Source organism: Gammaproteobacteria bacterium (genome assembly GCA_019748175.1).
Lineage (GTDB): Bacteria > Pseudomonadota > Gammaproteobacteria > JAIEPX01 > JAIEPX01 > JAIEPX01.
Window position 1 is genome coordinate 14,718 of sequence record JAIEPX010000028.1, and the last position, 26,119, is coordinate 40,836.

Genomic DNA, 26,119 nt, shown 5'->3' on the forward strand with positions numbered 1-26,119 from the left:
TTATAGACTATCGTATCAATAGCTGAGGGAGCTAAACTAAAAATGGAATTTGGGAAAAAGTTAGATATTAAAGCAGATCATATACCTAGGTGGATTAAAAATGCATTGTTAGATAAAGTTAATCCAACAACAGATGCCTAATCCAGGGTCTAATGTTGAAAATCTCTAGAAATAAAGCCGCCAAACCAGAAGCTTATATAATCTTACCCGCCCACAGATCTTCCAAGAATTCACGCCATGGGTAAACATCAATATCTTGTCCACTGTCTGTAAGTTTTCTTCTTCTAGGCGATGTATTCACAACGATTGATTTTTTTGGTCGATAACTTTCCTGGAATGCATGCAATCCTTTTAAATTGGATTTCTTTAAGATATCATTGATTTTGACTTCAATGGCGACTTCACCATCTCCGAGAATAAAGTCCACTTCAAGACCACTTTGTACCCGCCAAAAACTAATTTCAAATTCTAAATTATTTAATCCACGATAGGCCATCAATTCCATCAAAATATAATGTTCCAGCAAACGCCCAGCTACATCGCCTTGCAACGCCGCAATCTGCCGCTTCATTAAGCGATTTGTTATGCCTACGTCAAATAAATAAAACTTTGGGGTTCGCGTTAAATCTTTGCGCTTTTTATTCTCTTTATAAGGATATAAATAGTGACCAAGAAGAGTATCCACAAGAATCTGGTAATACTCTTTTACTGTCTTATTATCAACACCACAATCACTCGCTATATTTGTGTAATTGATCAACTCACCATTGGAAAAAGCAGCTATGTCCAAAAAATTAGCGAACGATCTTAAGTCGCGAACTAAAGCCTCCGCTTGAATCTCCTCTTTTAAATAATCGTTCACGTAAGCTTTTGCACTTTTTTCCCAATGATCTGCTAAATAATGCGAAGGTATCAGTCCATAATTCAATGCACGTAATAGATCAAAATCAGGGATTTCGGGGTAAACGAGTGGGTAAAATTCATAGCGCCAGGCACGCCCTCCTAGGAGATTAACATCCATCCGTTTTAACTTTCTCGCACTTGATCCGCAGAGAATAAAATTCGCGGGTGAATTTTCAATCAAATAGTGTACCTCATCTAATAATGCAGGTACTTTTTGTATTTCATCAATAATAATGGGGTGCTGATAAGATGCGTCATCCAAAGACAAAACCTCTTCGCGTAGTAGCTGTGGTGACTTTAATAAGCGTATATACACATCATTCTTTAGAAGGTTGTAATATGCCGACTCCGGGAACTTTGTTTTAAGATAAGTTGATTTCCCCGTTTTCCGGGCACCCCATAAGAAAGCAGATTGCTTTCGCGGCAACTCCAAATCGAGATACCGAGGCAATATAACGTGTTGAGTATTCATAAAGATAAAGCTCTGTTAATAGTCAGATCGCAATCATAGCACAAATATGGAATAGACTCCATATTTTGGCTCAAAATATGGGGTCTATTCCATATCCTCTAAGACTCTCGTATTTATTGGTTTATACCCTGATATGCACTAGAAAGTCATGCCATTCGAAGACCCACAAATTGTTCTGCGGGGCAAAGGGTTGCACGGCGATATGAAAGCTGGCACATTAAAACTACTAACAGATATTAGAGGTCAGTATGAACCGATTGCTCGCACTGCTCAGCCTAGTGATAATACCCACACAAAGCTTCGCACTGCCCTCTGACTCACAATCCCCCATCACAATTTCGTCGACTTCGGCTCAATTTAATCAGCGTACTAACACACTAACCTATCAAGGCAATGTCGTTTCAAAACAAGGCACTACCACACTTAACGCTGAACAAGTCGTCGTACACTTTACTACCGAAAATAAGATTGACAAAATGCAAGCATTAGGGCACCCTGCCGTTTATAGCACATTGACCAGCCCACAACGACAAAGACTCTATGCTTCGGCCAATACGATCGAATTCAACCCACTTCAATCAACCGTGCAACTGTTAGAGAATGGGAAAGTTTCACAAGGTGGAAACGTTATGAAATCGCCTCACATTGTGATTGATATTGCGAATGAAACGGTGGTTTCAAAACCGTCCGCACAGGGCAAAACCATCATTGTGTTAGAACCAATAGCCAAAGCAACTAGTGAAATCAAATGACAAACTCAGTAGAAGTCAAAAATGTAGTACTCATTCGACGTAAAAGACGTCTAGTCAACAACGTCTCGCTAAAAGTGAATCCTCGTGAAATTGTTGGGTTATTAGGCCCCAACGGCGCTGGCAAAACCACCATTTTTGAAACAATCATCGGTCTGCATCGTCCCAATGAAGGTCAGATTATCATTAACAATACTGACATTAGCGCACTGCCAGAATCCTCTCGCGCACGAATGGGGCTGGGCTATCTTCCACAAGAAAATTCCATTCATCGAGGCCTGACGGTGGCTGAAAATATTTTGGCACCTCTGCAAATTCGTCAGGATTTAAATGCTCACGAAAAACAAACCGCCCTCGAAGACTTATTACACGAATTTAACTTAGCTCATTTGCGACACAACAAAGGCGCTACGCTTTCAGGTGGTGAACGACGTCGTACTGAAATAGCGAGGTCTTTAGCTTCGAACCCGTCATGCATTCTCCTCGACGAACCTTTTGCAGGTGTCGATCCTCTCTCCGTTGAAGAAATCAAAAAAATGATCACTCACCTCAAACAGCGTGGGCTGGGCATTTTAATCACTGACCATAATGTTCGAGAAACTCTGGATATTTGCGAACGCGCTTACATTCTCAATAACGGCGAAATTATTGCTGAAGGTTCACCCAAAGCTATTCTTTCCAATCAAAAAGTCCGTGATGTTTACCTAGGCCAAGATTTTGCCCTCCATAAACAGGAAGAAGAGTCCGTTTCTTAGAAAAATCCCAAACTTAATCCTTCTACTCTGCACTCAATTAAGATAGGTTCCCTGTAATTTTACCTTTCAACTTTTATGCAAACTTTAAAAGGAGCAACATCATGATGACCAACTTGAATTTATTGGCCATTGCAGCGTGCGTATTATCTTCATTTATTTTAGGCGGGCTCTGGTACAATATTTTATTTCGAAAATTTTATAGTGAAGAGTGCAAAGGAAATAAACCTTCACACCCCGCGCTTGTATTTCTGGCTGCATTTATTCTTTGGATTATCAGTGCATTCGCCTTCGCGAAATTCCTTGGTAATTCACCTGAACTATGGGCAGCAATCAGTATTGGTTTCATTACCGGATCATGCCTCGTCGCTACTTCATTCGGTGTAAATTATGCCTTTTCCAGCAAAAAATTAAGTATCTTTCTAATCGACGCAGGCTATCATATTTTACAATTCACACTCTATGGTGTGATTTTAGGATTGTGGCACTAACAAAGCACGTCAGGGGTCATATCTTTGCTTGACTCATCCCTAATCTGACCCCGATGTACGATGTAATTCTTTGATAGGGACCTTCTAATAGACCCCTCTTTTTCCATAAATTTTAAAATTGAATTCTTATCTTTTTTTTATCTTTAGGTTTAATATTTTGTAGAGCTCAACAAGTCCCCATGGATAATTTGTTTCAGTGAATGTATATAGATCATTAAAAGTATAAGGGTGTAATGTTATATGGGGCTCCATGCGCTCTAGTTTTTCTCGATAAAATGGTCGATCAAGACCCGCTTCTGGGTTTATGACATGAACTTTTGTTCCTGAATTCTCAACAGCATCATATATTATCTTATTAATATGCTCATCACAAAAACCATAACCAATAATTACAACATCATTCATATTAATTTTTTCGTCAAAATTATCAAGATAGAACTTTAGCAACGGATTATTTTCAAGATGCTTTTCTTTTCCAAATATTAAAAGGTCATTTTTTTCTTTATCTTTCCAACTTATTGAACCATGCAACTTCCAATAAAAGAGCTTTTTGACTTTAAATATCCCTTGCGAGCTTTCATTATAAGAGTATCTAATGTTTTTGTTTCAGAATATTCATCAGAATATTTTTTTCTATAGTCTATTATAGCTTCTTCTATAATTGCATTATGACACATTCGGTCTATTTTTCTGTCAGAATAATTATTGTATTCTTCGGGCTTAGAGTTACATATATTAAATAAACCTGGGTAATACAAATCAATCCCATCATTACTGCCTGCACCTCGATAATGAAATAGTTGAGGGTGCTCAAATAATACATCCATATTCAATGTAAAAACATCTAGAGAATCGTTTTCATCTATATTTTCAAAGAATTTTAAGATAAAATGATTTCTTGTATTACGTTTTATATCATCTTCAATATTATTGTAACGATCAATCATGGATCGAAATATATCTATAACAGCTTTTTTGAATTCTTCAAAATTCGAATGATCGCTTTTATTTTCGAGTTCACTGCAGATATCTTCAAAATTGGCATTTTCACATTTGAGTTTCTCTAAAAGGTCAGGATTGTTGCTAAGTTTATTATGTAGAGTATTTTTTAGATCTATAGTTGAAGGAAGTCCAAATGACTTAGAAAAACCTGCCCCTGTTAAAATAACTAATTTTCGATTATTACTACTACTCATATAATATCCTTTCAGTTTCATGCAATAATAATTATAGCTCATCTTAATCTATATATTTACTTTTTAGATATTTTCTTATGAGTTCTGTATCTAGGCTTTTCAACCTCACAACCACCAGACTCCTTTCGCCCCCCATCTCATGTAGATTTCACGAATGGGGAATGGAGTCAAATCCTGAAATATGAAATAATCCTTACATACATTGTGAGGACCAATCGACTATACAATGACTATCAGTTTTTCATATATTTAATAAAATGTACTATACTTACAGTGTGTAAACATTTAGGAGAAAAATTATGCAATCTCATCATACTGGTAAAATAATAGATTTTCTCACGAGTCCACAGGGTCAGATATATGGCTATCGTATTAGTGAGAACGGTGTGGAGTATATTGCTCATCTGGGTGATATAAACAGCACAGAGCATTTACTTTATGACCTTCGTGACCATAAACAACTTTCCTCCCCTATTGAACTCGAAACTTTTGAGATTGGAGATAATGTTCAGTTTGAACCTTTTGTTGAAAAAACACATGCTATGCATGTTAAAAAAACTGAAAATTAACAGCGGGGAAAAAACAAGTGTTAGATCTATAAGGTCACTACTTGTCCTGTAATATAATTTGAAGCACTGATCTTAGATCTGACACCTACCCTCCTCAATTTGTCAAAACTTATGACTAGGAGCATTTGAAAGTTCAGATAGATTATGAATCTCCTTCGCAAGATAATGAACTGTATCAACCAAGGGAATTCCATGTGATAATTTTGGATTCGAGTTAATTACTTCGTCCACTGCTCGGGTATATAAATCATTACCTACTCCATCTTTTAACAAACGCAATACGGCTGTCGTACAAACATGAACCGGGAGATCGATTTTTTCATGTTGCGCTAAAGAATGTAATATATTTCTCACTAACATATCAATTCCATAATAAGTCCCAAGATCAGAAGCCTGATTCATAACTAGACGAGCATTTGAAACTTGATATTTCATCATTTTAAACAATGTATCAGTAATACTGATAAAATCTAAACTAGTAAAAGTTAAAATTCTTTCAGGTAATGGCTCTCCATATTGTTTTTCATCTGCGTTATATGGGTTGCAAGTAGCCTTGTACTCAGAAGTTAATATGTCTAAAAGATCTTTCTTTAATGCATCAGTGTTAAGATGTTCTGGCGATTTTATCAATAATAAGCGTTCTCTTAGATTTAGTAATCGCCCAGTCGAAGAATTCCTGTCGGGATACCAACTAACGTACGCATAAAGGCTTGAAATACAGGACATTTCTTTTTTAGAAAGTTTTGCCTGATCTTGAATTCTTATCCTAAGCTGATCATTAAGTTCTGGATGTTGTAAATTAACACGTAGTTCAGCAGCCGAATGACCATATGGGTCTATACGTGTATTCTCATCTTGGCTTTCTCGCAGAGCTAACTTAACTTCATCCGCAGTTAACGGAACTCGATCATAAATTCGAAGAAATCTGTTAACCATAATCTTTCTTGATGGTGGCCAAGTGACAACGCGAAACGAGATTGGTAAATTCTCAAGATCGCTTAAGCTTCCTAGCCCCATTAATGAACCAGGACGTGAATTTACTGTGGAAAAAAAACGTTTCAAATCTAGTCTCCTTTATTTTTATTACATGCCTCTCAGTTCAAGTTTTCATTATTCTTACTGGATTACAAAATTATTATTGAAAAAAATGTGTAGGTTATTAAGTTAACTTATGAGCCAAGCCGTTATCTTTTGATTCTATTTCGTTTTCAAATTTGGAAAGCCTAGTCAAATAAGTTCCAACAATAAAGGGTGTAATACCTTCAAGATCCACACAGAGATTTACTGCTCTTGTAATATGTTGTTTAGCTTCTGAGTAAGCACCTAACTCAAATAATTTTTTTGCCTCATCCCACTCAGACATCATTAAAAAAAAGTCATTAGCTGATCTAGTGTTGATAAAAGAAGGTAATTCCAATTTTTCTTTTAGAGCCTTAGTTTGAGATGCCCCAACAATATTGGAAAGAAATCTTTTGTATCTCATAGTACCTCGCTTCTTAAGAAATTTATATAATTGTACTCGCTTTCTGTTAAAAAATCAATGATAACATGCCTATTTTAGGTAAGATCGTGGGCTATCTCTCTATTTTGAGTACCTATTAACCACTAGGAGTCAGATATGAATGCCCTATTCAGCGGGGATGACTTTAAAGATAATGCCAAACGCTTTGCTAAATCCGCCTGCTTTATAAGTAATGGCAAGAAATTTTCCAATCTAGCTCTTATGAATACGAGGTCCGCAGTAACGGTCATAGGCTCCAACTGATTGGCTACTATTATCATAACACCCTCAAATATCACTATAGGCTAAATGCCAGAAAATATAAGCTTTCTCAGGAGATTATAAGATATCTAGTGGCCATATAAAGCCTATTTTGGCCGGTCATTAACGCTATCCACAAGGGGCTCAGGTCTAAGAGCGCCACCCTTCCGCACCCACCTGGTGGAGCTTCATAAGTAAGAATACGAGGTCTCGGCTTAACGAACTGATAGCTAGAGACAAACCCAAAAATAAGGAGTACAATCCCCAGCACTTTTAGTCATTAGTGGGGGATTGATGCAACTACAGCTTACCGGTCAAAACATTGAAATAACCGAGTCATTACGCGAGTTCACGCAAAGTAAATTTCAACGTCTCATGCGCCAAAACGATAGAATAACCAACATCCACGTCGTACTGGCTGTCAATAAATTAATCCACTCTGTTGAAGCCAAAGTCCATATTCCCGGTGCCGAGCTTCATGCTGAATCAGAATCGGATGATATGCACAAATCCATACTTAATGTCATCGACAAATTGCTTCGTCAAATCGAAAAACACAAAGACAAACACTAATCAATCCAATGAACATTACTGAACTTCTTACAGCATCGAATTTTGCAGCGAAAGCGAATTGCGTCAGCAAAAAAAGCGCACTTGAAAGTGTTTGCTTACTTGCTACTCAAGGTAACTCATCCATCAAACAAAAAGATGCACTGAATGCTTTAATTGAAAGAGAAAAATTAGGCAGCACGGCTATAGGATTTGGAGTCGCACTTCCACACGCGCGACTAGAAGGTTTGGACAAACCACTCGCTTCTCTCATCCAATTAGCCAATCCTATTAATTTTGATTCACCTGATGATGAACCCGTCGATATTTTATTTGGGTTACTCATACCTATTGAGAATACTGAAGAACACTTGAAAATTCTCTCGAAACTTGCAGAATTATTTTCGATAAAATCATTTCGTGAACAATTACGCGATGCAAAATCTGAAGATGATTTATTTCGAATTGTAACGGGGAAACTGCGATGACTTCACACATAACCACTGGCTTATTAATGAGCATTTATAATCAAGGAATTTTTATCATAGGCCCTAGTGGAATAGGAAAAAGTGAATTAGCACTGAATCTCATCGATAGAGGTCATCAGCTTGTGAGTGATGACGCCGTCACATTAGAAAAAGAGCATGATCAAATCGTTGGAAGTTCTCCCAATATTCTTTTTGGATGCTTAAATATCCGTGAATTAGGTGTTATCCATGTTGAACAATATTATGGTGTATCCTCGTTGTGCAAAAAACATGTGGTAGATCTCATCATTGATCTATTACCGCACGAACCAAAACAATCACTGAATCCATTGATGCTTGAATATACGACTCACTCCCTACTCGATACTGAATTACCTTATGTTCAGCTCACCACTGCTCCTTCAAGAAATCTTGCACTGCTCATTGAATTAGCAACCATGCAATCAATTCAGCGCAAAAAAGGCTTCGACTTTAATCAAACGTTTATTGCAAAAACCAACGAAAATATGGGACAACCCTCATGAGTGTTGCAGTTCTAATTGTGAGCCATCATAACATTGGCAAAGCACTCGCTGATGCGATTGATACATCGTTTAATCATCAATTACCTCTAAAACTTTCAACGGTCGGAGTCCCTTCTGATGCCGACCCAGATAAATTAAAATTATTAGTGAAAAATGCTATTGCTAAACTTGACTCTGGTGAAGGTGTTTTAATTTTAACTGATTTATACGGTTCCACACCTTCTAATATTTGCAAAGATACACTGGAAACAGGCCATGTTCGAATTGTTACCGGTTTAAACTTACCCATGTTATTACGCGTGATGAACTATCCAAATTTATCGCTCGACGAAATTGCTGCGAATGCTGTATCAGGTGGACAAGGTGGCATTGTTGAGTGTCGTTCAGACGATTCGGAAAAGAATAATGATTAGTGAAAAAGTCACCATCATCAACAAATTAGGTTTACATGCGCGAGCATCCATTAAACTCGTCAATCTCGCTGGTCATTTTTCTGCTGAATCAAAGCTCACGCTCGATAATAAAACAGTCAACTGCAAAAGCATTATGGGCATCATGATGCTCGGCGCTGCTAAAGGCACTGAACTCGAACTCACCGTCTCCGGCTCCGACGAACTCGAAGCCTTCACCCAAATCAAAGCCCTTTTTGAAAATCGCTTCGACGAAGCTGAATAAGAATAATAATAATGAGTCAGCAATTCCCGCTAAAGTAAAATCATTTGCATTCAAGGCGTTAGAAGAGCTTCCTTTCACGATGAGGGGTTTTAGGGGAGAGTCGTGATTCTCTGCCCTAAATATATCAAAGGAAGCATCTCCCGCTTTTAAAATCAACACCCCTGAACAATGCATTGAGAGACAAAAAAACACCCAAAATCCTTAAGCGGGAGATGCTATTAATGAGCACGCGTATCATCGGAGCGTTTTGGTTTCTTACGTGATTTTGATTTTGCAACAACAACTTCCAGCGGAACTTCAGCCGCAGCAGTTAAAGGCTGTGGTTGATAAGTCAATGCCACTTCCAAGACCTGATCAATCCATCGAACAGGGATAATCTCCAATCCGTGCGTAATATTTTTTGGAATCTCTTTTAATTCAGGCTGATTTTCAAATGGAATTAAAACTTTCTTAATACGGCCACGATGCGCAGCAATTAATTTTTCCTTTAATCCACCGATCGGTAAAACTTCACCGCGCAGTGTAATTTCACCCGTCATCGCAACATCGGCGCGCACAGGAATCTTTGTAATCGCAGACACAATAGTTGTCACCATACCAACACCTGCGCTCGGACCGTCTTTAGGTGTTGCACCTTCAGGAACATGTATATGAATATCATTTTCCTGGAAAAATTTATCTGGAATTCCAAGCACATGTGCACGTGAACGCACCACTGTCATTGCTGCTTGAATAGATTCTTGCATCACATCACCCAAACGGCCTGTAATCGTCGTTTTACCTTTTCCAGGCATTACAGCAGACTCAATCTTAAGCAACTCTCCGCCTACTTCAGTCCAAGCCAAACCAGTAACCTGACCCACTTGATTTTGTTCTTCAGCAGAACCATAACGGAATTTTTTCACACCCAAATATTTTTCAATATTGCGACCCGTAATAATAGCTTTCTTTGATTTACCTTTTTTATTCTTGAAATAAAGCTCTTTTACAACTTTACGACAGATCTTTGCAATATCACGTTCTAAATTACGTACACCCGCTTCACGAGTATAATGCCGAATAATTTCGAGAATACCACTTTCTGTTATACTGATTTCTTCAGGTTTTAATCCGGCTTGCTCAAATTGTTTAGTCACAAGATAACGTAATGCAATATTAAGTTTTTCATCTTCAGTGTAACCCGCCAAACGAATTACTTCCATACGATCTAATAATGCAGGAGGAATATTGAGTGAATTCGATGTTGCAATAAACATCACATCAGATAAATCATAGTCAACCTCTAAATAATGATCATTGAATGCATGATTTTGTTCAGGATCTAACACCTCCAATAATGCCGATGCAGGATCACCTCTAAAATCCATCGCCATTTTGTCGACTTCATCCAACATAAATAAAGGATTACGCACTTTTACTTTGGCCAATTTTTGAATGATTTTACCTGGGAGTGATCCAATATAAGTACGTCGGTGACCACGAATTTCAGCTTCATCTCGAATTCCACCTAGAGAAATACGCACAAACTCTCGACCCGTTGCCCGAGCAATAGACTCACCGAGCGATGTTTTACCAACACCAGGAGGTCCTACCAAGCATAAAATCGGTCCTTTCACTTTCTTCGCACGTTGCTGGACAGCTAAAAATTCAATAATCCGCTCTTTAACACGCTCTAAACCAAAATGATCATGTTCTAACACCGCCTCAGCTTTTGATAAATCTGAACTAACAGTGGTTTTTTTCTTCCAAGGCACTGATAACAGCCAATCGAGATAATTTCGAGAAACCGTTGCCTCAGCCGACATTAGTGGCATCATCTTTAATTTAGTCAATTCGGCCATCGCTTTCGTTTTAGCTTCTTGCGTCATACCTGCTTTATTAATCTTATCTTCCAACTGCTCTAATTCAGTCATGCCAGTTGATTCGTCAATTTCACCCAATTCTTTTTGAATCGCTTTCATTTTTTCATTGAGATAATATTCACGCTGACTCTTTTCCATTTGAGATTTAACGCGTTTTTGTACACGTTTATCGAGTCGCATTTTATCAATTTCAGCTTCGAAATGAACAAGGACTAATTCTAATCGCGAACGAATATCCCGAGCTTCCAAAATCAGTTGTTTGTCATGTAAACTTAATGGAACATGAGCGGCAATTGTGTCCGCCAATCGAGCAGGATTTTCAATGCCTGCTAATGAATTAAGAATTTCTGGTGGAATACGCTTATTTATTTTCACGTATTCTTCAAAACACGTCAACAGCGAACGAATAATAATCGATAAATCTTCTTCGGGCTCTATCACTTCATGTACAAAAGATATTTCTGCGGTTGAATAATCAGTGCCTTCAGTAAAACTGACAACATCAGCACGTTGATTTCCTTCTACCAATACTTTAACCGTTCCATCGGGTAATTTTAGCATTTGCAGAACAGTCGATAAGGTTCCGACCTGGTACATATCCTGTGTTTTAGGATCGTTAATACCACCTTCTTTTTGAGCAACTAAGAAAATCTGCTTATCACCTTCCATAGCCGCATCAAGTGCCTTAATGGATTTTTCTCGACCCACGAATAGTGGTATCACCATGTGCGGATATACAACCACATCACGCAAAGGTAATACAGGATAAATCATAGCTTTAGTTGTAGGCATATTAACGCTCTCCCTTTCTAGCAGATTTCGGTACCGCAGCTTCACTCACAGTGGCTTTCTCTTGAGTTTTTGAACTGACTTCACCATCACCGGCATAAATTAATAAAGGTTCACTCTTTCCTTGAATGACTGACGCATCAATCACTACTTTACTGAGATTTTCAATTGAAGGTAATTCATACATGGTATTTAACAAAACATGTTCTAAAATCGAACGAAGTCCACGCGCCCCCGATTTACGTGCCATCGATCGTTTAGCGACTTCACGCAATGCATCGGGACGAAATTCTAATTCGACATTTTCCATACCAAATAATTTTGCATATTGCTTTGTCAATGCATTTCGTGGTTCTGTTAAAATTGACATTAATGCATTTTCATCCAACTCATCCAGCACTGCAATTACTGGTAATCGACCAATAAATTCAGGAATTAATCCAAAACGAATTAAATCTTCTGGCTCAACGAGCTTCATTAATTCACTAAATATTTTTTGATCTTTTTGACTATGCACATTTGCAGAGAATCCTATTCCACTTTTTTCTGTGCGCTGACGAATAACTTTATCTAAGTCAGAAAATGCGCCGCCACAAATAAATAAAATATTCGATGTATTGACATGCAAAAATTCTTGTTGAGGATGTTTACGCCCACCTTGTGGCGGAATACTCGCAACAGTGCCTTCGATTAATTTTAACAACGCTTGCTGAACACCTTCTCCAGAAACATCACGTGTAATCGAAGGATTTTCAGATTTGCGAGAAATCTTATCGATTTCATCGATGTATACAATTCCACTCTGCGCTTTTTCAACGCTATAATCGCAATTTTGCAATAATTTTTGAATAATATTTTCAACGTCTTCACCCACATAACCCGCTTCAGTAAGCGTGGTCGCATCAGCAATTGTGAAAGGTACATCAAGAATTTTAGCTAAGGTTTGAGCCAATAACGTTTTACCAGACCCTGTTGGACCAATGAGCAGAATATTACTTTTCCCAAGCTCAACTTCATTATTACCAGGATCACTGTACAGACGCTTATAATGATTGTAGACAGCAACAGATAAAGCCTTTTTGGCGAAATCTTGACCGATCACGTATTCGTCTAAAGCGGTTTTAATTTCAGTTGGAGTGGGCAGTTTTGTATCAGCCTTAACCTCAGAGATGCTTCCAGCCTCTTCACGAATAATATCATTGCATAAAGCTACACATTCATCACAGACAAAAACGCCTGGTCCGGCAATCAATTTTCGCACATCATGCTGGCTTTTATTACAAAAAGAACAGTACATGCCCTTCATTTCTTCACTCATTTGTTACCCCTCTAGTATCTTATATATGGACTATTTCCCATATTTCAATTATAGCGCGAATATCCGAATTTGTCTGAGAAAGACGGATGGCGAGTGGATTGATCAGAAAAAGCGAAATCAGGCAATTTCTACCTTTGGAAGCATAATACCCGCATCAGCACGCGTGGCAATAATGGCATCGACAAGACCATACGAAACGGCGTGCTCTGCCGACATGTAATGATCTCGATTGAGATCTTTTTCAATGATATCAGGTGACTTACCAGTATGCTTAGAGTATACCGCATTCACTTGATCACTCACCCGCTGGGTTTCCTTAGCATGAATCTGTATATCTGACCCTTGCCCTTGATAACCGCCTAATACTTGATGAATCATTATGGTAGAATTGGGCAAACAGAAACGTTTACCTTTTGCCCCTGCGCATAATAACAATGAGGCAATGCTGGCGCCTAAACCGAAGCACAAAGTACTCACATCTGGCTTAATAAATTGCATCGTATCGTAAATCGCCATTCCAGCAGTCACATGACCGCCAGGAGAGTTAATATAAAGACTAATATCCTTATCTGGATTTTCGGATTCCAAAAATAATAATTGCGCAATCACTAAATTAGCCATATGAGGCTCAACTTCACCCACTAAAAAAATAACTCGTTCTTTGAGTAATCGTGAATAGATATCATACGCACGCTCTCCACGAGCTGATTGTTCAACCACCATAGGCACTAGCTGATTCGTAAACATGGTACTACACTTCCTCGTGTTTAGGGTTCATAAACTCGTCATAAGAGAGTTGCTTCTCAGTCACCTCAACTTCTTCCAAGAATTTTTCAACCACTTGCTCTTCAAGCACGTTAGATCGAAAATAATCCATACTGCGTGGATTCTTTTTATAAAGCTCTACAAATTCCGCAGGATGCTCGTAAGAAGCAGCAAACTCTTGTAATTTTGTCATCACTCGATTTTCATCGACTTTCAAATCAAAATGTTCGATGGCTTCTGAGAATAACAGTCCTAATTTTACGTTTTGAATTGCCTTTTCTTCAAAATGCTCTCGTGGTAAAGCATCGATTAAATTTTTATTTTTACCGCCCATTCGCTCTAAAAATTCTTCTTGCGATCGTTTAATTTCTCGATCAATAAGTGACGTAGGAATTTCAAAAACATTTTTCTCAATCAAAATCTTCATCAGATCTTGTTTAACTCGATCTTTACTGCGTTGCTCAATATCCTTACGCATATTATCTTCGATATCTTTTCGTAACGCAGGGACTCCACCTTCTTTAACGCCGAATTTCGTAGCGAATTCTTCGTTCATCTCAGGTAATTCAGGCGTAGAAATTTTATTCACTGTCACATCAAATTCCGCTGCTTTTCCAGCAAAATCTTTCGCATGATAATCTTTTGGAAATTTCAAAGATAATGAACGTTGTTGATTTTTTTCGACCCCGATTAACCCATCTTCAAATCCAGGGATCATCATTTTGCTACCTAATTCTAACTCAACATCTTTTGCACTTCCGCCATCAAATTCTTTTCCGTCAATTTTACCCACAAAATTAATGACGAGTTTATCACCCAATTTTGCAGGCCCATTCACTTCAGTCCATTTAGCATGCTGTCGTTGCATTTTATCAAGCATTTTATCAACATCTGCTGATGACACACTTGATTTAACTTGCTGAATTTTGATTCCTTTGAGTGAAGCTAGCTTAAATTCAGGGTACACTTCAAAAATCGCTTCGCATTGCACTTGTTGATTTGAATCTGCAGGTAACAGCTCGATATGGGGTGAGCTAGCAATTTTTAATTCTTGTTCTTTTACGATGCTTTCTAATTTGGTGCCTACTAATTTTTGAACAACATCATCACGTACTGATTTACCATATCGACGTTTAACTTCAATTAAAGGTACTTTTCCAGGTCGAAATCCTTTCAATTTTACTTTGCCCGTTAATTCTTCGAGTTGCTTCAGCACTTCTTGCTCTATATCGTGATCAAGAATTGTAACCGTGATCTTTCTCTTTAATTCACTCAATCGCTCTACCACTTCTGACATGATCATAGACCTCTAAAAAATTAATACCTAAAATTGGTGCGAGAGGAGAGACTCGAACTCTCACAGGTTACCCCACTGGAACCTAAATCCAGCGCGTCTACCAATTTCGCCACTCTCGCGGACCTTCCACCGATTGGTGGGTCGTGTAGGTTTCGAACCTACGACCCGCTGATTAAGAGTCAGCTGCTCTACCAACTGAGCTAACGACCCAACGTTTAGCATTTTGGGGTGAGTGATGGGACTTGAACCCACGACCACCGGAATCACAATCCGGCGCTCTACCAACTGAGCTACACCCACCAAGACACATCGCCTAACTGGCGCGCCAGGCAGGACTCGAACCTGCAACCCCCGGCTTAGAAGGCCGGTGCTCTATCCGGTTGAGCTACAGGCGCACAAACCTTGCGCAATAGTACCGAGGCCCAACTTAACGATTTGAGTCTTGACACCATTACTCTTTAACATGGTCGGGGTAGAGGGATTTGAACCCCCGACATCCTGCTCCCAAAGCAGGCGCGCTACCAGACTGCGCTATACCCCGAAAGAATCCGGTATCATACTTAGCAAATGGTGATGGTGTCAAATCTCAATTTAACGATTTGAATCTTGAGATTTGACACCATCACCATATAGGGTATCATCGTGATGATCATCTTCAGTAATATATCCTGGATTTAGAGACCAATATGCAAGACCTCGCTGAAATCATCGACAATGCTTACGAACACCGACAATCGATTACACCTAAAAATGTCGATAGCACAATTCTCGATGCTATTATCACATCGATTGATTTATTGAATCGTGGTTTAACTCGCGTCGCTGAAAAAACGCCTGATGGATGGAAAGTAAATCAGTGGCTAAAAAAAGCCGTATTACTGTATTTTCGCGTCAATTCTAATTCTTCAATGCAAGGCGGCTTCACTCAATTCTACGATAAAGTCCCGATGAAATTTACCGACTACTCTCCCGAACAATTGGAAAAACAAGGTGTTCGTATTGTACCACCGGCGTGCGTAAGACATGGGGCCTTTATTGCTGCAGGAACTGTGTTAATGCCTTCGTACATCAATATTGGTGCTTTTATCGATACCGGCACGATGGTTGATACCTGGGCCACAGTGGGTTCATGCGCACAAATCGGCAAAAATGTTCATTTATCTGGCGGTGTAGGCATTGGCGGAGTGCTAGAACCATTGCAATCTAATCCAACCATTATTGAAGACAATTGTTTTATTGGTGCACGATCAGAAATTGTTGAAGGTGTGATTGTAGAAACTGGCGCTGTAATTTCCATGGGTGTTTATATTGGTCAAAGCACAAAAATTTATGATCGAGAAACCGGCGAAATTAGTTACGGGCGAGTTCCTGCAGGAGCAGTCGTTGTTCCCGGAAATTTACCCTCTAAAGATGGAAAATATAGCTTATATTGCGCAGTGATCGTTAAACGCGTGGATGAGAAAACACGTGCGAAAGTTGATATTAACACTCTTCTAAGAGACTAAACTTCAATAATATTATGCCGATCTAAATAAATTTTCTTGATCATCACACGATTTATTTTCTTCTCCTTCCGCATCAGAAATTGAATTATAAACCGAGCCGCCTAACGAATCACTACTATTACTGATATTTAAGAGCTCTCTTTTTACTCTAGACTTCATCACGAACATTCCATCCAAAGACTTAGCCAAACATCTTTGTTCTTTTTTTTGAGCAGCTTTCTTTTCTTTTAAACATTGAGATAACGTGCCAACTAAAGATCTAAATTTTTTTTCATGATCAATTTTTTCTTCAAGTAAATTAAGCACATCCACAAATCTACGTTCACTAAAGGGTAATTCGACACAAACATTCGCTTGCAGTATTTCATCTCTGCGCATTTTAATCACAGCACGAGGAAATTTACCTTCCACCTCAATCATTTCATATTCCAATTCTGGTCTAGGAACCAGAATTCCTTCAATAGAAATATTAAACCGAGGATCATCTTTCCAAGCAGATTGCTTAATAAGCTCAGCAAATTTTTCTAAAGCATTGATGACAGCAAGAGAATCGTCAACAACATAGACATGCTCAATTTTTACATTAGGATGTTTTGAATAAAGTTGCGAAAGTATATTCACAATATGCAAATACTTACCCATCTCAGCAAGCGTTTCCTCATCAAGGAATTTCGCACAGACTAATAAATCTTCTTTTTCGACACCTAGCACTTTCCAAGATTCAAAAATTCGCTCTTCAAATTCTCCCAAAGTCGCAACACCAAAAAGAACTTTTTTATTTTTGCATACGCTTAATGCTTGGATATGAGTTCGCAATGAGGGTAATACTCGAAGATTCATTTCATACGGTTTCTCAAAGGAGCGTCGGCATCTGGCTCCTTCACTATGGCGTTTGGTCACAGTGAGATCATGATCGTATATCACTAATACTGCAATAAACTCTTCCTGAATTTCCATACTTACCTCCGTACTTAACTTGGATATTGCATAATAATTCTCGTAGTATTATTCATGTAGTATCCAGGCTAGACACAAAATCGCATTATATTCTCATTCTTAGAATTTTTATAGAGGTACAATATACCTATCAATCAGGTATAAATTCTTACAAATATAGGGGACCACGCGCAAAAACCAAATACCTGCACTTAAAAGTGGACCAACCCGGAAGAGTTTGCTAGATTAAAACATATCAACTAACAGCGTGGACAACGGCTTTATGGACACTCTCGAGCTTGCTCAACAACTGATACGTGAGCCCTCAATTACTCCCGAAGATGGCGCTTGCCAATCAATTCTCGCGGCACGTTTAGAAAAAATGGGTTTTTCTATCACGCATTATCCTTTTAGCAACGTAAAAAATCTTTGGGCTCGACGAGGAAAGTCTGCTCCACTATTAGTGTTTTGTGGTCACACCGACGTTGTTCCGCCAGGACCTCTCGATGCGTGGCAATACCCGCCATTCGAACCTACCATTGTTGATGGTAAACTTTTTGGTCGCGGTGCAGCTGATATGAAAAGTGGCGTTGCTGCGATGGTTTGCGCTGCAGAAAAATTTGTTTCAAAATATCCTAATCATTCAGGATCCATCGCCTTTTTGATCACAAGTGATGAAGAAGGTGACGCAATAGATGGAACACAAAAAGTACTCGCTAACCTCCCACCCTCCGATCGAGCTATCGATTATTGCATTGTGGGCGAAGCAACAAGTGATCAGCAATTTGGCGATACCATAAAAAATGGGCGACGTGGATCACTATCAGCGAAATTAACGATTCATGGAAAACAAGGTCATATCGCCTATCCGCAACTAGCTGAAAATCCTATTCATCGATCCTTTATGGCTCTTCATACAATGAGTCAGATCAGTTGGGATAATGGCGACGAACATTTTCAACCCACATCTTTACAATTTTCCAACATCCACAGCGGCACAGGTGCTGGAAATGTTATTCCGGGTAAATTAGAAGCCCACTTTAATTTACGCTACTCTCCAAAGCAGACTGCTGAAAAAATTAAAGAACGCATTGAGACAATACTCAAAGATCAACAATTAAAATATGATATTCTCTGGACACATGGTGCAGAACCTTTTATCACACATCCTGGAGAATTAACTCAAGCATTGAGTAATGCCATCAAAAACACAACTGGAATTTCACCACAATTGAGTACCACAGGGGGAACTTCGGACGGAAGATTTATCTCAAAAACAGGGGCTCAAGTCATAGAATTTGGAGTGATTAATCAAAGTATTCATCAAGTTAACGAAAACACAATCGTCAATGATTTAACGCAATTAACAGAAATATTTATTAAAACGTTAGAGTCACTTCTTCTTTCCTAATCTACACTATTATCTTGATAATCATGGCGAAACCCCAGATCTATCGTGAGGACTTTCATGATCTGGATTCCATTCATCAACATCACCATTACGGGGTGAGATATCACGCGCGCTTGGAGACTGCGTTAAACTTCTTAAATCAAGAGTAAATGAAGTTCTTGGTAGCGGACTCTTTAGACTCGCTCGACTATGACTTGCAGCGTTTGATGTTTGCTCTGCCGGATTAATTATTTCTACTACTGGTATATCCTCAGCTTGAAATTGTGGGCTGGCTGAGTTACTTCTCCTCTTAGAAAAAGTTGGCGTTAATGGAGTACCTGAAGAAGATTTTGAAGTCAATCGAGCGCGTGGCGATGTTTTTTGGCGAGAGTTCGCTCCTAATTTTGAGCTACCACCTTCATCCGATTTTCCATCAACAAAATTAGATGAGCTTACACCGCTTTTACGTTGTGTTGAGTTGCTACCAGGCAACATCACAACATCTTGTCCAAGATCTGCCGATTTAGCACGATTTCGCGTTAGCGCAATAAAATTACGTGTTCTTGTTTTATTTAGGCCACGTGCAGCATTACGAACCATAACATTGTCGCAGATATAGTTTAATCCTGTTTTCGCAACAGGTGTTTTCCTGCTATCCAAACCAATGATCAGAGCATTTAGCTCATCCACAACTGATTTTAGTGTGGTATAGATACTACGAGTATTATGGTTAATCCTGTGAATTTCTAAACAGGAATTTGCAGGATGCAACTGAATAATTGGTGCTAATCTGTGAATTGATTGCTCAAGCAATGTCATTAATTTCGCAGGCAACTTAGTTAAGAGACCATTCGCGATGACATCACGAATAAAGTCTATATCTTGAGCTATTTTACGTTCATATAAATGCTCTTTTCGAATATTTAATCTCGAATTTTTCCACCAAAGATCAAGGCTATAGAGAGAAGTTGCTATGCCTTCTTTAATTTTTCTATATTCATCTGTGTCCAAAACCAAGGGCAAAATACGATGTACAAGAGTATCAATAACATCCTGCAAAAAAAGTACCAAATGTAAGTTTTCCTTGATGATAGCATCAAGATCAGCTTTGAATTCTTTGATTGCAATGATAGTAAAAGCATTCATATCAGTAAATTGTCGTCGATACTGAAATGTTTGCATCCCATTTTCAAAAGCTATTATTTCGGGGTGAAAAGAGTAACAAGCAACATTGCTAACCTCATCTATTTTTTTCCACTCACTATTTGATGAGTCCGAGTTATCTTCTAACCATGAATCTGAAAAAACAGATTCCCACTGCCCGAGGCTTATATTTTTTGGCCGAACGTTTAATAGTGATTGGCGGAGACCACCAAGATCCATATTAACTGAATTCGGTGAATCAACGAGTTCATTCATGTCGGTGATTTGCAACAACGATTCTAGCAATAGCAAAATGCCCGATGTTCCCCTGAGTATTTCATCAGAAAATTGACGCTCCACTCCTGAATCTCGAGATAAATCAGGATTTCTCTGACTCTCTTCACTAGCGGGTAAAGCTGCGCTGTTCGTTCGAAATAACTTCATTTTGCCTCCTGCATTATATTCGATAAATCACATGATTTACTTGGTTCACACTATTTCACTTAAGGGAAGGTGTACTCTATCTCGAGACTAGACTAACAAAAATCATTAATCGATTCTAGCTTAGCTTGACCACAGTGACCTCGCAAGGTAAGCTCAATGAATATATGTTTTTCCGTGTAATGGTGACCTTGCTGGTCCCCTCGCGACGATGAGCTGTGAACCCCGCCAGGCCCGGAAGGGAGCAACGGTAATAGTCACATTGGGCGCCGGGGTGTGGCTAGTGAGGTTGCCTCCATTTTGAGGAGAAGGGGTTCGGCTTAGGGTGAACGGGTCAAGTCTTGAATCATGAATTGCCCACTTCCTGGCCCCTCCTACTTTTCTAGAGACTAAGGAACCTCCATGGAATACCAAGTACTCGCAAGAAAATGGCGACCAAAAAGCTTTGCTGATATGGTAGGTCAACAACATGTGGTGCAAGCACTTAGCAATGCACTCAAACAAAATAGACTGCACCATGCCTATCTATTCACTGGTACACGCGGTGTAGGCAAAACCACTGTCGCAAGAATAATTGCAAAATGTTTAAATTGTGAAACTGCCTTAACAGATCAGCCTTGTGAAAAATGTAGTGCTTGCACAGAAATTAACGCAGGACGATTCATCGACCTTATTGAAGTAGATGCTGCATCACGCACTAAAGTCGAAGATACTCGAGAATTATTGGATAATGTGCAATACGCTCCGACCAAAGGTCGATTCAAAGTTTATATTATCGACGAAGTTCATATGTTGTCTGGGCACAGTTTTAACGCGGTATTAAAAACATTAGAAGAACCCCCACCACGTGTAAAATTTTTGTTGGCAACCACAGATCCACAAAAAATTCCGATGACAGTACTTTCTCGTTGTCTGCAATTTCATTTAAAAAATCTCACCATCGAACAAATTGCAACTCAACTGAACTACGTCCTTGAGCAAGAAAAAATTCCTTTTGAGTTACCCGCATTACAACAACTGGCCCGCGCAGCTGACGGTAGTATGCGTGATGCGTTGAGTTTACTCGACCAAGCGATTGCACATGGTGATAATCGAGTGAGTCTCGACACGGTTCGTGCAATGCTCGGAACACTCGCACCTACACATTTATACGGCATTATCGAAGCACTCATCAACAACGATGCTCAAGCAGTTTACGATCAAACACAAGCCTTGTCTGAATTCGGCGTTGATTTTTCTCACATCATGGAAGAATTGCTGGCACTTTTACATCAAATGGCATTACTCCATGCACTACCTAACTTGACGTCTAATTTATTTGCAGACAACGAAATACCTCGTGAATTAGCTAAAAAACTCTCTGCAGAACAATTGCAGCTTTATTACCAAATTGCGATTCTTGGTCGACGAGATTTATCGTTAGCCTCCACACCGCGCAGCGGATTTGAAATGACATTATTACGAATGTTAGCCTTTTATCCTGAAAATAGTGCTCCAACGATTAATACAATCAAAAAAGACAACAACACACCGATCGAAAAACAAGCATCAAAATCGAATCCAGTTAATTCGCGCACTCAACAAGGAAATTCACCACAAAACGAAACTACAAACACTGTCCGTCAAGCAACATCGGACACTCATCGCCCACAAAGCACACACACCAATATTCCTGCAATCAATACCGATAGCTGGGAAACAATTCTGCCACATTTAAAACTAACAGGCGCAGCTCTTGCCGTCGCACAACACTGCACGTTACTCTCAATCACTGATCACTGTGTGACACTTCAAGTGAGCTCCGGACAGTCGCCAATGATCAATGAAAGATTAATCGATCGTTTTCAGGAAGCTCTGTCTCATGCATTGAACATGAAACTTCGCGTTGAAATTAAGATAGGCTCATCAGAACAGCCTACACCTGCCCAAAAACAAGCCGCAATACAAGAAACTCGACAACAACATGCAGAATCCGCTATTCATCAAGACAAAAACGTACAGGCTATTTTAAGCACCTTTGGAGCTACAATTTTGCCAGACTCTGTTGAGCCTGCTTAGACAACTCCATACCCTGTATTGAACTTGACCAAACCTCCTACAACGATACATAATGACCCTAGCGTCGTACGGATGCAAAATTGTTTAACCGATGTTCAGATTAGTAATACGAGGAGATCAAAATGGTAAATCCTAGCGATATGAGTGACTTGGTCAAAGTCGCGCAAAAAATGCAAGACAGTTTTAAACGCGTGCAAGAAGAACTAGAAACTGCTCATTACGAAGGCGTATCTGGTGCTGGCATGGTCAGAATTTCTCAAAATGGTAGACACTACGTTCCCGAAATGGACGGGGTAATGATTACTCAAGAAGCCTACAACTTAGGCCCAACAAAATTGGGTGATTTGATTGCCGCTGCATTTAATGCAGGAACCAAACTTGTTGAATCATCCTCACAGCAAAAGATGATGGGTCTTTCTAAAGAGCTTGGTTTGCCTGAAAAAGACAAAGAATAACACGTAGGATTATTTTTCATGTTCAGCCCGCTGATCAATGAATTAATACAAGCCTTTCGATGTTTACCAGGAATCGGCTTAAAAACAGCCCAAAGGATGGCGTTTCAAATTTTGGAACGCCAACGTCCTCAAGGATTAGCCCTGGCCAACTCTTTGCAATTAGCAATCGAAAAAGTCGGAAATTGCAAAGCCTGCAGAACGTTTTGCGAAACAGAATTTTGCGGATTGTGCTCAAATCCTGCTCGACACTCTCACCAGTTATGCATCGTTGAATCACCGGCTGATGTCATTGCCATCGAGCAAACAGCAACTTTTCGTGGATACTATTTTGTGCTGATGGGTAGACTCTCACCCATTGATGGAATAGGACCTCAACAAATTGGCATTAATCAACTTATCGAGCGACTCGATAATGCACAATTTACTGAAGTTATTTTAGCGACAAATCCAACTATCGAAGGTGAAGCAACGGCCCATTATCTCGCGAATCTTATTCGAGAAAAATCCATTGCTTGCACACGATTAGCGCATGGAATTCCTATGGGTGGCGAACTAGAGTACCTCGATGGCAGCACTCTTTCTCGAGCTTTCACTGCCAGAACAGCCGTTGCTTAAAGTCTCATTTGATTCTGTGAAATTCACTTCCTTTCGAGTCACTACTAAAGGTCGCTTGCGGACTTGAGAATGAATCGCTGCAACATATTCCCCGATGACACCCAAAAATAATAGCTGCACACCTCCAAAGAAAAATAATGCAACAATTAACGTTGGAATGCCTCGAACAGTCACCGTACCATAATAAATTATATTATAAACCAGAGCAAAAGCTGCAAATAATAAACTCAGGATTGCAATGATGAGCCCACTAAACATACATAATCTCATAGGAAAATTTGTAAAAGAAATTAACCCATTAAGTCCTTGATCAATTAAATGATAAAAACTATTTTTTGAAAAGCCTTTTCGACGAATCTTCCAAACATAATTAACACCTACTGATCGAAATCCACAATTCGCAATCATCCCACGAATGTACGGATAATAATCATCATGCTGTTTTAATGCTTCCACCACTACTTTATCAATTAATTGGAACTCTCCAGCATCGAGAGGAATATTAATATCCGCACACCGCGATAATACTCGATAATAAATTTTTCTAATTAAATGCATTAATTTAGATTCTTGGCGATTCGCTCGCACACCATACACCACTTCATATCCTTGTTCCCACAATTTTACAAATTCGGGAATTAATTCGGGTGGGTCTTGAAGATCTGCAGGTAACATCACAACCACAGCATCACCGCGGGCCTTACAAACACCATTAAAAAGTGAACGGAACGGGCCAAAATTTCGAGAATTCACAGTAATTTTGATTCTTGAATCCTGTTTTGCATTTTGAGTCAAAATATCAACCGTTGAATCAGACGAAGCGTTATCACAAAAAATATGCTCGTAATCGTAGTTAGATAATTTCTCACTAAACAACGCTTTAACAGCATCGATACAATCCTGCACATTTAATTCCTCGTTAAAACAAGGAGTAATCACACTAATTAATTTCTTAGGCATGAGAATAGTTCCTTTTTTGTGAGCGATGCCAATCAAGTGTAGCAGAAATTCCATCAATAAATTGAGTTGCTGGAGCCCAACCTACAACATCTCGTAATCGATCAACATTAGCTTCAAGATCTATAATTCGATTGGATAGAACAGGTAATTCGCCAATTCCTAATGGCAATGTAATATCGATCATATCACGAATAATTTCAATACACTCACGCAGTGGACGTGAATTTCCAGATGCTATATTAAAAACACCTTCTGCTAGATCCGATGTTGCCAATAAACTAATTGCCTCAGCTGCATCTTCAACATACAAATAATCCCATCGTTGATCTCCTGTACCTAATATCGGACACTCACCAGCGAGCAACTGATCAATGAGGTAAGAAATTAAGGTATCAGGATGATCGGAGGGACCATAAACCGAGAACACTCGAGCCCAAACGAATCGAATTCTAGCATCTGCCGCGACACGTTCCGCCATTGTATAAGTTGCTAACTTTGCAGCACCATAAAGCGTACTAGGTTTAGTAGGACTTGCCTCAGAAATAATTTCAGCTGAGGGAGCATATTCTGCTTGGCTTCCTAAGCCAATAAAAGCTTTTACTTCAGATCGAATAGCAGCCAGTAAAAAATTGAGAGAAAGGTTGATATTGTTAATTTGATCATAAGAATCACGAGCTGATTTTGAAACACCATCCCAACCCAAGTGTAAAACAATATCGGGGTTAAATTTGCTCAGAACCAATTCTAAATTAATCTGATCCTCAAATTGTACAGGTAATTGTACAACTCGATCGAGACAATCACTGAGTCTATGCGTATTCGACAGATTTCTTAATAGAATTCCAACCGTATGATTCTTAGATAATAGTCTTGTAACGTGCGAACCAATAAATCCTGTGCTTCCTGAAATTAAAATTCTCATGTACCTTCCATCTCAACCGGTTGAGAAAAGGGTTCCATTTCAGTAATCGGCTTTCCAAAAGCGATTTTTGGATACGCATTAGCTTTAGAGTGGATCATGACTTGCAATAACACGGGTTTGTCGGCATCTGAGAATAAAAACTGCATCCCCTCATCAATCTGATTAGTTTCACTAATAGTTTTACTACAGATTCCATAAGCTTCACCAATTTTTTCAAAATTCGGAGCACTATATCCCCATGCTGTAGACTGATGCCGACTATCAAAATACGAATCTTGAAATTGCCTGATCATACCCAGAGAATTATTATTTAATATGATTAATTTCAGAGGCAATCGATGATGCACTACCGTTTGTAATTCTTGAATATTGAGTTGAAAGCCACCATCGCCTGCAATCACAACTACCGATTTTTTTCCCGCAGCAAAGCATGCACCCATTGCAGCTGGTAGGGCGTATCCCATGGCCCCCATCCCAGCCGAAGTCATAAAGAATTGATTTCGCAATAATCTTAATGATTGGGCAGCCCACAT

28 protein-coding genes, 5 tRNA genes and 1 other RNA gene are annotated in these 26,119 nt (G+C 39.1%); 15 read left to right on the forward strand and 19 right to left on the reverse strand.

The annotated features are described in order from the left end of the window. Nucleotides 1-193 precede the first annotated feature (193 nt). Complete coding sequence (locus tag K2X50_10115) at nt 194-1,375, reverse strand: AAA family ATPase (protein ID MBX9587597.1); 1,182 nt, start codon at nt 1,373-1,375, stop codon at nt 194-196. Between the two features lie 248 nt (nt 1,376-1,623). Here K2X50_10115 and lptA point away from each other — a divergent pair, with 248 nt between their 5' ends. From lptA to K2X50_10130, 3 genes are all read left to right on the forward strand, one after another. Next, nucleotides 1,624-2,127: a lipopolysaccharide transport periplasmic protein LptA gene (gene lptA / locus K2X50_10120; GenBank protein MBX9587598.1), complete on the forward strand. Its 504-nt coding sequence runs from the start codon at nt 1,624-1,626 to the stop codon at nt 2,125-2,127. Continuing rightward, complete coding sequence (gene lptB / locus K2X50_10125) at nt 2,124-2,879, forward strand: LPS export ABC transporter ATP-binding protein (GenBank protein MBX9587599.1); 756 nt, start codon at nt 2,124-2,126, stop codon at nt 2,877-2,879. Before lptA ends, lptB begins: the two co-directional genes overlap by 4 nt. A gap of 101 nt (nt 2,880-2,980) precedes the next feature. After that, nucleotides 2,981-3,367 carry a DUF1761 domain-containing protein gene (locus K2X50_10130; protein MBX9587600.1) on the forward strand — a complete coding sequence of 129 codons (387 nt, stop codon included), beginning with the start codon at nt 2,981-2,983 and terminating at the stop codon, nt 3,365-3,367. Nucleotides 3,368-3,493: 126 nt separating this feature from the next. Here K2X50_10130 and K2X50_10135 read toward each other — a convergent pair whose 3' ends face one another. Then, complete coding sequence (locus tag K2X50_10135; protein ID MBX9587601.1) at nt 3,494-3,898, reverse strand: SIR2 family protein; 405 nt, start codon at nt 3,896-3,898, stop codon at nt 3,494-3,496. Next, nucleotides 3,883-4,563 (reverse strand): hypothetical protein, encoded by a 681-nt coding sequence (locus tag K2X50_10140; protein MBX9587602.1) that lies wholly within the window; start codon nt 4,561-4,563, stop codon nt 3,883-3,885. Before K2X50_10140 ends, K2X50_10135 begins: the two co-directional genes overlap by 16 nt. A gap of 299 nt (nt 4,564-4,862) precedes the next feature. Here K2X50_10140 and K2X50_10145 point away from each other — a divergent pair, with 299 nt between their 5' ends. Continuing rightward, nucleotides 4,863-5,132 (forward strand): hypothetical protein, encoded by a 270-nt coding sequence (locus tag K2X50_10145; GenBank protein MBX9587603.1) that lies wholly within the window; start codon nt 4,863-4,865, stop codon nt 5,130-5,132. 102 nt (nt 5,133-5,234) lie between these two features. Here K2X50_10145 and K2X50_10150 read toward each other — a convergent pair whose 3' ends face one another. Together K2X50_10150 and K2X50_10155 are read right to left on the reverse strand one after the other, a co-directional pair. Continuing rightward, the gene (locus tag K2X50_10150; GenBank protein ID MBX9587604.1) at nt 5,235-6,194 is read right to left on the reverse strand and encodes a hypothetical protein; all 960 of its coding nucleotides are present in this window, start codon (nt 6,192-6,194) and stop codon (nt 5,235-5,237) included. A 97-nt stretch (nt 6,195-6,291) separates the two neighbouring features. Beyond that, the gene (locus K2X50_10155; GenBank protein ID MBX9587605.1) at nt 6,292-6,615 is read right to left on the reverse strand and encodes a hypothetical protein; all 324 of its coding nucleotides are present in this window, start codon (nt 6,613-6,615) and stop codon (nt 6,292-6,294) included. A 573-nt stretch (nt 6,616-7,188) separates the two neighbouring features. On the opposite strand from K2X50_10155, the gene raiA reads away from it, so the two are divergent. Genes raiA through K2X50_10180 form a run of 5 tightly spaced genes read left to right on the forward strand, consistent with a single transcriptional unit; the run spans nt 7,189 to nt 9,130 of the window. Continuing rightward, nucleotides 7,189-7,467 carry a ribosome-associated translation inhibitor RaiA gene (gene raiA / locus K2X50_10160; protein ID MBX9587606.1) on the forward strand — a complete coding sequence of 93 codons (279 nt, stop codon included), beginning with the start codon at nt 7,189-7,191 and terminating at the stop codon, nt 7,465-7,467. A gap of 8 nt (nt 7,468-7,475) precedes the next feature. Next, nucleotides 7,476-7,931: a PTS sugar transporter subunit IIA gene (locus K2X50_10165; GenBank protein ID MBX9587607.1), complete on the forward strand. Its 456-nt coding sequence runs from the start codon at nt 7,476-7,478 to the stop codon at nt 7,929-7,931. After that, the gene (locus K2X50_10170; protein MBX9587608.1) at nt 7,928-8,455 is read left to right on the forward strand and encodes a hypothetical protein; all 528 of its coding nucleotides are present in this window, start codon (nt 7,928-7,930) and stop codon (nt 8,453-8,455) included. Before K2X50_10165 ends, K2X50_10170 begins: the two co-directional genes overlap by 4 nt. After that, entirely contained in the window at nt 8,452-8,868 is a 417-nt protein-coding gene (locus K2X50_10175) for a PTS sugar transporter subunit IIA (GenBank protein MBX9587609.1), read from the forward strand. Before K2X50_10170 ends, K2X50_10175 begins: the two co-directional genes overlap by 4 nt. Further along, nucleotides 8,861-9,130 carry an HPr family phosphocarrier protein gene (locus K2X50_10180; protein ID MBX9587610.1) on the forward strand — a complete coding sequence of 90 codons (270 nt, stop codon included), beginning with the start codon at nt 8,861-8,863 and terminating at the stop codon, nt 9,128-9,130. The genes K2X50_10175 and K2X50_10180 overlap by 8 nt, the downstream gene beginning before the upstream one ends. A 218-nt stretch (nt 9,131-9,348) precedes the next feature. On the opposite strand, the gene lon is transcribed toward K2X50_10180, so the two are convergent. The 9 genes from lon to K2X50_10225 all read right to left on the reverse strand — a co-directional run bounded on the left by lon (nt 9,349) and on the right by K2X50_10225 (nt 15,702). Beyond that, entirely contained in the window at nt 9,349-11,784 is a 2,436-nt protein-coding gene (lon, locus tag K2X50_10185; GenBank protein MBX9587611.1) for an endopeptidase La, read from the reverse strand. Between the two features lies 1 nt (nt 11,785). Continuing rightward, complete coding sequence (clpX, locus tag K2X50_10190) at nt 11,786-13,099, reverse strand: ATP-dependent protease ATP-binding subunit ClpX (protein ID MBX9587612.1); 1,314 nt, start codon at nt 13,097-13,099, stop codon at nt 11,786-11,788. Between the two features lie 117 nt (nt 13,100-13,216). Continuing rightward, nucleotides 13,217-13,846 carry an ATP-dependent Clp protease proteolytic subunit gene (locus K2X50_10195; GenBank protein ID MBX9587613.1) on the reverse strand — a complete coding sequence of 210 codons (630 nt, stop codon included), beginning with the start codon at nt 13,844-13,846 and terminating at the stop codon, nt 13,217-13,219. A gap of 4 nt (nt 13,847-13,850) precedes the next feature. After that, entirely contained in the window at nt 13,851-15,161 is a 1,311-nt protein-coding gene (tig, locus tag K2X50_10200) for a trigger factor (GenBank protein MBX9587614.1), read from the reverse strand. A gap of 34 nt (nt 15,162-15,195) precedes the next feature. Continuing rightward, nucleotides 15,196-15,280: transfer RNA gene (locus K2X50_10205), tRNA-Leu, on the reverse strand. Between the two features lie 15 nt (nt 15,281-15,295). Next, nucleotides 15,296-15,371 (reverse strand) — tRNA-Lys (locus K2X50_10210). Nucleotides 15,372-15,385: 14 nt separating this feature from the next. Next, nucleotides 15,386-15,461, reverse strand: a tRNA-His gene (locus K2X50_10215). 18 nt (nt 15,462-15,479) lie between these two features. Continuing rightward, nucleotides 15,480-15,556: transfer RNA gene (locus K2X50_10220), tRNA-Arg, on the reverse strand. Nucleotides 15,557-15,625: 69 nt separating this feature from the next. Then, nucleotides 15,626-15,702: transfer RNA gene (locus tag K2X50_10225), tRNA-Pro, on the reverse strand. 145 nt (nt 15,703-15,847) lie between these two features. Between K2X50_10225 and dapD the strand changes: the two genes are divergently transcribed. Then, complete coding sequence (gene dapD / locus K2X50_10230; GenBank protein ID MBX9587615.1) at nt 15,848-16,666, forward strand: 2,3,4,5-tetrahydropyridine-2,6-dicarboxylate N-succinyltransferase; 819 nt, start codon at nt 15,848-15,850, stop codon at nt 16,664-16,666. Between the two features lie 12 nt (nt 16,667-16,678). Here the strand turns inward: dapD and K2X50_10235 are convergent, their stop codons facing one another. Next, nucleotides 16,679-17,623, reverse strand: coding sequence for a hypothetical protein (locus K2X50_10235; GenBank protein ID MBX9587616.1), 945 nt, complete (start codon nt 17,621-17,623; stop codon nt 16,679-16,681). Between the two features lie 262 nt (nt 17,624-17,885). On the opposite strand from K2X50_10235, the gene dapE reads away from it, so the two are divergent. Next, nucleotides 17,886-19,013: a succinyl-diaminopimelate desuccinylase gene (gene dapE / locus K2X50_10240; GenBank protein MBX9587617.1), complete on the forward strand. Its 1,128-nt coding sequence runs from the start codon at nt 17,886-17,888 to the stop codon at nt 19,011-19,013. A 21-nt stretch (nt 19,014-19,034) separates the two neighbouring features. Here dapE and K2X50_10245 read toward each other — a convergent pair whose 3' ends face one another. After that, a complete protein-coding gene (locus tag K2X50_10245; GenBank protein ID MBX9587618.1) occupies nt 19,035-20,579 on the reverse strand; it encodes a hypothetical protein in 1,545 nt (514 codons plus the stop codon). Nucleotides 20,580-20,768: 189 nt separating this feature from the next. On the opposite strand from K2X50_10245, the gene ffs reads away from it, so the two are divergent. The 4 genes from ffs to recR all read left to right on the forward strand — a co-directional run bounded on the left by ffs (nt 20,769) and on the right by recR (nt 23,704). Beyond that, nucleotides 20,769-20,865: signal recognition particle sRNA small type (ffs, locus tag K2X50_10250), an RNA gene on the forward strand. A 113-nt stretch (nt 20,866-20,978) separates the two neighbouring features. Then, nucleotides 20,979-22,634, forward strand: a complete 1,656-nt coding sequence (gene dnaX / locus K2X50_10255; GenBank protein MBX9587619.1) for a DNA polymerase III subunit gamma/tau — start codon at nt 20,979-20,981, stop codon at nt 22,632-22,634. A gap of 122 nt (nt 22,635-22,756) precedes the next feature. After that, on the forward strand, nt 22,757-23,089 hold the full coding sequence (locus K2X50_10260; GenBank protein MBX9587620.1) for a YbaB/EbfC family nucleoid-associated protein: 333 nt from the start codon (nt 22,757-22,759) through the stop codon (nt 23,087-23,089). A gap of 18 nt (nt 23,090-23,107) precedes the next feature. Further along, on the forward strand, nt 23,108-23,704 hold the full coding sequence (gene recR / locus K2X50_10265) for a recombination mediator RecR (protein ID MBX9587621.1): 597 nt from the start codon (nt 23,108-23,110) through the stop codon (nt 23,702-23,704). Here recR and K2X50_10270 read toward each other — a convergent pair. From K2X50_10270 to K2X50_10280, 3 genes are all read right to left on the reverse strand, one after another. Then, a complete protein-coding gene (locus tag K2X50_10270) occupies nt 23,642-24,664 on the reverse strand; it encodes a glycosyltransferase family 2 protein (GenBank protein ID MBX9587622.1) in 1,023 nt (340 codons plus the stop codon). The two genes, recR and K2X50_10270, sit on opposite strands and share 63 nt — an antisense overlap. After that, nucleotides 24,657-25,586, reverse strand: coding sequence for an NAD-dependent epimerase/dehydratase family protein (locus tag K2X50_10275; protein ID MBX9587623.1), 930 nt, complete (start codon nt 25,584-25,586; stop codon nt 24,657-24,659). The genes K2X50_10270 and K2X50_10275 overlap by 8 nt, the downstream gene beginning before the upstream one ends. After that, a partial coding sequence (locus K2X50_10280; protein ID MBX9587624.1) for a thiamine pyrophosphate-binding protein occupies nt 25,583-26,119 on the reverse strand: 537 nt, incomplete at its 5' end. The genes K2X50_10275 and K2X50_10280, both read right to left, overlap by 4 nt.